General features: G+C 67.8%; 1 protein-coding gene and 1 pseudogene. Both read right to left on the bottom strand.

Translation table 11 applies throughout. The annotated features are described in order from the left end of the window. A partial coding sequence (locus RIF85_RS15665; protein WP_309072827.1) for a DUF3488 and transglutaminase-like domain-containing protein occupies positions 1 to 1,970 on the bottom strand: 1,970 nt, incomplete at its 3' end. Then, positions 1,967 to 2,401, bottom strand: a pseudogene (locus RIF85_RS15660) (hypothetical protein); the annotation flags it as partial. The pseudogene RIF85_RS15660 and the gene RIF85_RS15665, both read right to left, overlap by 4 nt.

Genomic DNA, 2,401 nt, shown 5'->3' with positions numbered 1-2,401 from the left:
CGCGTCCGCAGCACCCGCCACGCCATCGGCGTCAGCGCAAGCACCACGAGCAGCAGGGCAAGCACGACGCCGAGGGTTGAGCTCCGCTCCGAGCTTTCCCGCGCCGCGTCGGCCGTTTCCGCCTCCTCCGCTTCAGGAGAGGGGGTTGCCGTGGACGGGGGAACCGGGCCGACACCAGGGTTCAAGCTGTCGTTGTCGATCGACGGGCTCACCGGCGACAGGGACGAGAGCGCGTAATCCGGCACCACACCCCGGGACGGCGTCGGCTCGAACTGCACCCACCCCACGCCCTCGAAATACAGTTCGGGCCACGCGTGGGCGTCCTTGGAATTCACGGAGTATTCGGTGAACTCAACGCCGTCCGGGCTAAGGAACTGCTCGCCGGTGGGCGTACCGGGGGAGTAACCGACGGCGACCCGGCTGGGGATGCCCGCGAGCCTCGCCATCACGGCCATGGTTCCGGCGTAGTGCACGCAGTACCCGGACTTGGATTCGAGGAACCGGGCCATGACATCGAGGCTGTTGCCGTCATAGCCGCCGTCCACGGGCGCATCGACCGAGTACACGAAGGACGGCCCGCGGAGGTAACTCTGGATGGCGATCGCCTGGCTATACGGGTTGGAAATGCCCTCCACCACCGACGCCGTCGTGTCCCGGATGATGCCCGGCAGCGAACCGGGCAGGGCGAGGAACTGTTCGGGCACCGCCTCCGGATTGGCTGCCGGGATCGCCTGCAGCCGCTCCCTGGTCAGCACGGGTTCGGTGCTTTCCACAAGGTAGTCCTGGTCCGCGGTGGAGCCGCCGTCGATCGCGAGGATGCTGAGGTTCCCCGGGTCGTAGGCCCACCGCCCGTTCAGTCCGTTGATGGAGACTGGAGCGTACGGTGCCAGCAGCCAGGGGCTGGTGAAGCTTTCAGTGTCGATTCGCGTCAGCACCGTCTCGCCGGGAGGCTGGCCGTCACCGGCCATCTCCTCGACACCGGCTACGCGCTGACCGAGCCGCTGATCCGGCTCCCAGCGCTGCCCGCTGAAGTCCTCCAGCGTCACCGACCGCAGGTACAGCGGCTCCTCAGCCGTCGTGGCGTACTCGATCCGTCCGAAACCATTGGGATTACGCAGGTCATTGCCGAGTGTGACGATGGGATTCAACCCCGTCGCGGTACCCCACAGGTTCACCCGCGCTCCCTGCGGGAACACACCCGAATTGAAGCCCGGGATGGCCAGCGGAAGGACGACAGCGATGCCCAGTGCCAGCGCACCGATCGTCAGACCCCGCGACAGATGCGCACCGGACAGCTCGCCGGAGGACGCTGAGTCCTGCCGTGCCTCGAGCCAGTGGGCGGTCCCCAGCAGCAGCAGATATCCAGCCACCGCGGCGACGAAGGACGGGACACCCACGCTGTTGATGCGTACGACGGCGGGGACCACCAGGATTGCCAGCAGCGCCAGTCCGCTGGTGGCCGGCATCCGGAGCGTATTGGCGAGCGTGTCGACCAGAATGGCGATGATTCCGATGCCGGCGCACACCACGAGGAAGAGTCCTCCGGTTGGCAGGACGGGCGCCACCTGCGACACCACAGTGTTCTCCGCATGGCCTAACAGCACTGACAGCCGGCCGACGAAACCCTCGCCCGGGAAGAAACCGAGCGTGCTCTGCCCGGGGAAGAACTGCCAGATCAGGGACCCCGCCAGCGCAACAACGCCCACGAGGGGAGCGAAGTACCCGGGCAGCCGGGACCAGCGGGACAACGCCATGAAGAACAGCACCGTTCCCACCGTCACCATGACGGGCGTGAACCAGGTCCAACCGAAGATCACTCCGGACAGGCTCAGCGACGTCAGCATGACGGCCGCGAAGGAGGCAGCGCTGATCAGGAGGTGCCAGTGCGTTCGGCGCGGAGCCTCCTGCCGGTTGGGTAGGAGGCGTTGCGCCTGTCCGCTGGGGGCGGGGCGGGAAAGAGTGGCTGTCATGCCCGTGCTCCTGTGCCGAGTGGGCCGGTCTTGATTGTGGTCTTCGCAGTGGAGGAAGTCACCGTGGCAGGCGGCGTATCGAAGTGCGCCCAGGCCGTGGGAAGCGAAGCGTTCGGTGTTACGGCGACAACATGCCAGCCGGCGCCGCGCAGGACGTCCATCACTGCGTGCAGATCCCGCGGCCGTTCGCTGACGAGGACGGCGAAGGACTGCGAGCCGTACTCCGCTGCGGGTCCGAGGTCGCGGGCCTCAGCCTCACTGATCGCGCCGAGTAGCGCGATCAGCGGTCCGCGGTTCTTTAGGCCGGCCAGCTTGTCCAGCATCGGGTCACCGAAGGGTAGGACGTTGGCGGAAGGGCCGCCGCTGCCCGGACGCCGCACCGCGTGGGAACCGGACCGGCCGGGGGCGCCGGACGCCCGCTTCTGCGACGC

Source organism: Arthrobacter sp. (genome assembly GCF_031179385.1).
In the GTDB taxonomy this organism is placed as follows: domain Bacteria; phylum Actinomycetota; class Actinomycetes; order Actinomycetales; family Micrococcaceae; genus Arthrobacter_D.
The sequence above is the reverse complement of the archived record's forward strand: the minus strand, read 5'-3'. Positions and strand labels throughout refer to the sequence as shown.